The sequence below is a fragment of the Milkweed yellows phytoplasma str. MW1 genome, from assembly GCF_000309485.1.
Taxonomy (GTDB): Bacteria; Bacillota_I; Bacilli_A; order Acholeplasmatales; family Acholeplasmataceae; genus Phytoplasma.
The window spans coordinates 1-6,515 of record NZ_AKIL01000005.1; the positions used below are offsets into that span (position 1 = coordinate 1).

4 protein-coding genes are annotated in these 6,515 nt (G+C 25.6%); all 4 read right to left on the bottom strand.

Translation table 11 applies throughout. From position 1 onward, the window contains the following. Positions 1 to 12: 12 nt before the first annotated feature. The gene (gene glyA, locus RI76_RS00055) at positions 13 to 1,263 is read right to left on the bottom strand and encodes a serine hydroxymethyltransferase (RefSeq protein WP_017192080.1); all 1,251 of its coding nucleotides are present in this window, start codon (positions 1,261 to 1,263) and stop codon (positions 13 to 15) included. A gap of 90 nt (positions 1,264 to 1,353) precedes the next feature. Next, positions 1,354 to 2,487: a DNA polymerase III subunit beta gene (dnaN, locus tag RI76_RS00060; RefSeq protein ID WP_017192081.1), complete on the bottom strand. Its 1,134-nt coding sequence runs from the start codon at positions 2,485 to 2,487 to the stop codon at positions 1,354 to 1,356. Between the two features lie 30 nt (positions 2,488 to 2,517). Further along, the gene (gene dnaA / locus RI76_RS00065; RefSeq protein ID WP_017192082.1) at positions 2,518 to 3,882 is read right to left on the bottom strand and encodes a chromosomal replication initiator protein DnaA; all 1,365 of its coding nucleotides are present in this window, start codon (positions 3,880 to 3,882) and stop codon (positions 2,518 to 2,520) included. Positions 3,883 to 3,955: 73 nt separating this feature from the next. Next, the gene (gene nrdE / locus RI76_RS00070; protein WP_017192083.1) at positions 3,956 to 6,484 is read right to left on the bottom strand and encodes a class 1b ribonucleoside-diphosphate reductase subunit alpha; all 2,529 of its coding nucleotides are present in this window, start codon (positions 6,482 to 6,484) and stop codon (positions 3,956 to 3,958) included. Positions 6,485 to 6,515: the final 31 nt, after the last annotated feature.

Genomic DNA, 6,515 nt, shown 5'->3' on the forward strand with positions numbered 1-6,515 from the left:
AATAATAAAAATTTAATTTTTCTTTAAAGGGAATTTTTTTGTTATCGCCAATACTTCTTTTTTAACTGCTTTCAAAACTTCTTCATTTTCATAATTATTTAAAACTCGGTCAATTAAATGAGCAATTTGAACAAAATCTTTTTCTTTTAATCCTCTTGTCGTCATAGCCGGCGTTCCTATTCTGATTCCGCTAGTTAAAGAAATTTTTTCTTTATCAAAAGGAATAGAATTTTTATTAACAGTTATATTAGCCTTATGAAGGGTATCTGCTGCTAATTTGCCATTTAAAAAAGGGTTTTTATGCTTCAAATCAATAAGTATTAAATGATTATCAGTTGTTTGACTAACCAAACGATAACCTAATTCTTTTAAAGTGTTGGCTAAAGCTTTTGCATTTTTAACTATTTGTTGTTGATAAACAATAAAATCATCTTTTAAAGATTCTTTGAAGGCAACTGCTTTAGCGGCGATAACATGCATTAAAGGACCTCCTTGAATGCCCGGGAAAACACCTTTATTAATTTTTTTGATTATTTCTTCATTATTGGTTAAAATGATTCCTCCTCTTGGACCTCTTAAAGTTTTATGAGTAGTAGAAGTAACAATATCAGCATTAGCTAAAAAAGGAGAGGGATGTAAGTCAGCCGCCACTAAACCAGCAATATGAGCCATATCTACCATCAAATAAGCATTGACTTCATCAGCTATTTTTCTAAATTCTTGAAAATCAATAATTCTAGAATAAGCAGAAGCTCCGGCGATAATTAATTTAGGTTTAGTTTCATGCGCTATTCTTCTAACTTCTTCGTAATCAATTATTTCGTTGTCTGGTGAAACACCATAACTAAATGATTTTAAAAAATTACCAGAAAAACTAACTTTTGAACCATGAGTTAAATGACCGCCAGCGTTTAACGACATTCCTAAAATAATATCATTAGGTTTTAATAAAGATTGAAAAACAGCCATATTAGCTTGTGAACCTGAATGAGGTTGAACATTAGCATATTTAACTTTAAATAATTTTTTAACTCTTTCAATCGCTATGTTTTCAATTTCATCAACATAATCACAACCATGATAATATCTTTTTTGCGGATAACCTTCAGAATATTTATTAGTTAAAACACTTCCTTGCGCTTCCAAAACGGCTTCAGAAACATAATTTTCTGAAGCAATTAACTCTATATGTTCTTCTTGTCTTTGAGTTTCTTTTTTTATTAATTCATAAATTTCTAAATCTTCTTTTTTTAAATTTTTCATCTTGCTTCTTCCTCTCTTTCTTTAATTTTTTTGAATAAATAATTGCCAAAAAGTAAAAAAATAATTGTTTTTACATTAAAAACAATTATTTTATAAAAATGGTAAAATTAAATATAAAAGCGTTTTATCTTCTTCGCTAGAAATAATAAAAGGTTTGACCGAATTATCAAAATGAATTTTTATTTCTTTAGCGGGGAAAACTTTTAAAATTTCTTCTAAATGCTTCACATTAAAGGCTGTTTTGATATTTTCTTCAACCTTTCCTTCTAAAAGTAAAATTTCTTCTGATGCGTTTCCTATTTCTTCACTTCCGGAAAAAATTTCTATTTTTTTATTTCGATCAATATTTAAATGAACAATATTATTGAAAATATTTTCTTCTTTAGGTAAAAATAAAGATAATCTTTCTAATGTTTTAGTTAAATCTTCTTTTTTTAATTTAATAAAAGAAGAAAAATGTTCTTCTTTAATTTGTTGTATCAAAGGGAAATTACCTTGAAGAAGAATTGTTTGAAACAATAAAGATTCAGAACATAAAAAAAGCTTTTGTTCATTAATAGCTATTTTAACACTTTCATCTTTTTGTTGTTCTAAAAGTTTATTCATTTCTTCTAAACTTTTACTAGGAACAACAATATTAAAATCAGGGTAATCTAAATTCAATTCTATTCTTTTTTGACTTATACGAAAAGAATCAGTAGATAAAGCGGTTAAAAAAGGTTTTTTATAAATTAAATTAACTCCTGTTAAAATAATTTTTTGTTTGTCCTTAGAAGTTGCAATAACAGCTTCTTTAATTAATTTCTTTAAAAAATAACTTTTTAAAAGAAAAATTTTTTCAAAATTAAAAGTAAAATCAATAGAAGGGAAATCGTTAAAATTCATCATTTTTAATTTATATTCCGAAGAAGGTAAAGTTTTGATAACTAATAACTTATTATCCATAGAAGAAATCTTGATAAGAGGTGAATAAATTTTTTTAATAATATCAATAAAATACTTTCCAATTATAATTAAAGAACCGGTTTTTTTAACTTTTAAACTTTCATCTTTTATTTCTAATCTTGCTGCTATATTCATGTTAATGACTTCTAAAAACAAAACATCTTCTTGAATTTCTATTTTAATATTATAATAAACTGGGAAAAAAGTTTTTGTAGGAAGTATTTTTTGAATTTGGAGTAAAAAATGCAATAAAACTTCTTTTTTTATTTCAAAATTCATATTTTATATTTCTTTTCTTTAAAATTAATTTTAACTATTTATTTTTTCTATAATAAGTTCAACAGTTTTGTTCAATTCTTCGTTTTCTTTGATTTTTTTCTCTATTTTTCTGTAAGCTTTTAAAATAGTAGAATGATGTCTTTTATTAAAGTGCAGGCCGATTATTTCATAAGAAGAATTGTTTATTTTTTTAATTAAATAAATAGCGATATGACGAGGTAGAGAAAATTTATTATGTTTTTTACCACTAATTAAATCGCGTACACTGATATTATAAAATTCACTAACTATATTTTTTATTTTTTTAACATCTATCTCTTCTTTTGAAAGATTTTTTTTATTTTTTAATAAAGGGTCTAGAGCTTCTGTTACATTTTTTAAATTAATTTCTAACCCATAAATTTGAGTATAATTTAAAAGTCTTAACAAAACTCCTTCCATTTCCCTTATGTTATCGCCAAAACGCGAAGAAATAAATTCTAAAATTTCTTTTTTTATTTTGGTGTTGTCGCCTTCAATCTCAAATATTTTTTTCTTTAAAATTTCTAAACGATGTTTAGAATCAGGTTTTTTAATATCTACTATTAATCCTGCTTTAAAACGATTAGTCAATCTTTCCATAATTTTATTCAATTCAGAAATAGGTTTATCGCTGGTAATAATGATTTGTTTTTTATTCAAATTAAGATAATCAAAAAGTTTAAAAAATTCCATTTGAGTTCTTTTAGCGTCAGCCATTATTTGAATATCATCTACCAAAAGAACATCAATATTACGGTATTTATTATTGAAATCTTCCATTTTATCTTTTCTTAATTGATTAGTAAAATCTTCAATAAAGCCATCAGCTTTAACGTATAAAATCTTTTTATGAGGATGTTTATCAAAAATATAATTACCAATTGCTTGCATAAGATGAGTTTTTCCCAAACCCACTGAACCAAAAATATATAAAGGATTCGTTTGTACGACTTTCGCTTCAGCGATTTGTTTAGCCATTTTAAAGGCAAAAATGTTACTCGGACCAACAATAAAATTATCAAATTTATAATCAGATTCTAATTTTCCCAAATGATAACTATTAAAATTTATTCTTTTTTCTTGAATTTCTTCTTCTTTTTCTTTTTTAATTTCTTCCTTAGTAATAAAATTAAAAGTTATTTTTTGTTTAGAATATTTTTCCGATAATTCTTCAATTTTTTTTAAATAAATATAAACAATTTTATTTTTTATAAAATCATTTTCAACTAAAATAAAAATAATTCTATCTTCTATTTTATATGGAGTTTTAATATTAGAAAAAGTTTCTTCAAAAACTTCGTTACTATAAATAAGAGACAAATCTTTTAAAATTTGATCCCAAATTTGTTGTTCTGGTAGTTCTTTTTCTTCCATTTAAACTCGCCTTTCGAAATAATTTTTCAAAAATTAAAAATTTTTTTATTTATTGAATAAACTTTTTTCAAACTTAAACTCCGCAAGATTCGCATTCTTTAACTTTTAATTTTTGAGTTCTAGTATAATAAAGGGTTTTGATACCTTTATGATGAGCGTATAAATAATATTTTTGTAATTCTCTAGTATTTATCTCGGAAGTAATACATAATTCAAAAGAAATCCCTTGATCAATATGTTTTTGAGCCATAGCAATAACATTAATTATTTTATAATTATCCATTTTATAGGCTGTTTTATACATAAAGGACACTTCCGCCAAAGAAGGAGCAGGAAAATAAGTTTTAGAATTGCCATAAGTTCTTTCTTCCACTAATTGTTTAATAGGAGTTAAAGATGGGGTAGCAGACATAATATAACCAATAGATCCATTAGGAGCTACAGCCAATCTATGTGAGTTATATAAACCATGTTTAATCACGTTTTCTTTTAGTTCTAACCAGTCTTTATCAGTTGGCAAATAGATTCCCTCAAATATTTTTTTAACCTTATTTAAAGTAGGATAAATAGCTTTTTTATCAGCAAAATATTTTCCGTCTGCATAAGTTGATTTTTCAAATTGATAAAACTTCTTTCCGGTTTGTTTAGCTTTCATATTAGAATGTAATAAAGAATAGTAATTAACAACGTTAAAGAAAACATCGATTAATTCTAAATCTTCTTCACTACCATAAGAAATCAATTGTTCAGCGATATAACCGTGATGACCCATGATACCAAAACCAACACTACGGTTAAGACGGTTTGCTTTTGCTACCCCAGGAACATAACCGATATTAGTTTTTAAAGAAACGGAGTTCATAATTTCCATAGCGGAAAAAACGGTTTCTTTAATAGCATTATTTTTAATCATATTTCCCATATGACCGGAAGATAAATTACAAGAAATATCCATCCCTACTTGATCATCTTTTCTTTCATCATAAGGAGCGTAATGAGAAGTGATGGAAGGTTGAAGAATTTCAGTACATAAATTAGAAAATTTAATTTTATCTGCAGAAGTATTTTTATTGTTTACGTTATCAGCGAACATAATGTAAGGATAACCAGATTCACCTTGAAGTTGAGCGATTAATTCTAATAAATTACGAGGATTAACATATCTTTTTTTCACATTAGGGTTTTTAACTAAAATATCGTACCATTTGTCTATCTCAATGCTGATATCAGCGAAATTAAGTCCATATTCTAAATAAACACTATGAGGGTAGAAAAGAGCCATTATTTCGTTATTTCTCGCTAATTCAATCATTTTATCAGGAATAACCACTCCTAAAGATAAAGTTTTCAAACGTACATCTTCATCAGCGTTTAATTTTTTAGAATTTAAAAAATCTTCAATATCAGCATGGAAAATATTTAAATAAGCTGCTCCAGCCCCTAATCTTTGACCCATTTGGTCTGCATAACGGAAACCATGATCAAGAAGTTTAGCAACACCAATAATCCCTTTGCAAGCGTTATTAACTCCTTTAATAGTTTCGCCTTTTGCTCTTAAATTAGTTAAATTAATAGAAACTCCGCCGCCTATTTTAGAAAGTTGCATAGAAAATTCCATAATACGAGCAATATCATTTAAAGAATCACCCGCTTCTAATAAAAAACAAGACACAAATTCGCCTCTTTTTTTAAGACCAGTATTTAATAAAGTCGGTGTCGCAGGTGTAAAGTTTTGATGAATTAAATTTTTGATTAAAGTTTTCGCTAACTCAAAATCTCCTGAAGCGTGGTATAAAGCATTAATCGCTAAACGGTCTTCATAAGTTTCTAAATAATGTTTTTTATCGCGAGTTTTTAAAGAATAATCATTATAAAATTTAAAAGATCCCATTAAAGAAGGAAAACGGAATTTTTTAGCATAAGCTATTTGATAAACAGTTTTAATTTGTTCGTAATTATATAAATCTAAAAAAGTTTTTTCATAATAATTATTTTCAGTTAAAAAAGTTAATTTTTCTTTTAAAGAAGAAAATCTTTTTAATTTAGGATTCACTTCTTCTAAGAAATAATATTTTACCGCTTCTTTATCTTTGTTTAAATCTTTGATATTCCCTTCTTCATCAATGATTTCGTTATTTAAAATTTTCCATTGAGGAATTTTACTTTTATCAGAATTGAAAGATTCTTTTTTTATTTCTTTTATATCATTTTTATTTTGATACATATTTTTATCCATTTTTTTATTTTCTTTTTTATAGTTTTTTAACCATTTTTGTAAAAAATCTATATCTTCAGAAAACCCTTTTCCTTCGAATTTTAATATTAAAGGTATATTAAATTTTTTAGAAATTAATTCTCCTGCTTTTCCAAAATTAGAACCATAGTTTTTATTTCCAGAAACGGCCACTCCAATCGCTAAATGAGAATTTTTTTCTAAAAATTTTTCTATTTCATTAGAAATTTCTCCAAATTTAACTGTTTTAGTGACTAAAAAAAATTCTTCTTTGTTATTAAATTTTTTAACATGTTCCTTAGGAAAGCCTAATTTTTCAACAAAATCGAAAACATTCCCTTGTTTTTGTCCATCGAAAATAATTTTCATTTTACACCATTTTTATTTTATTTTTTAAAAA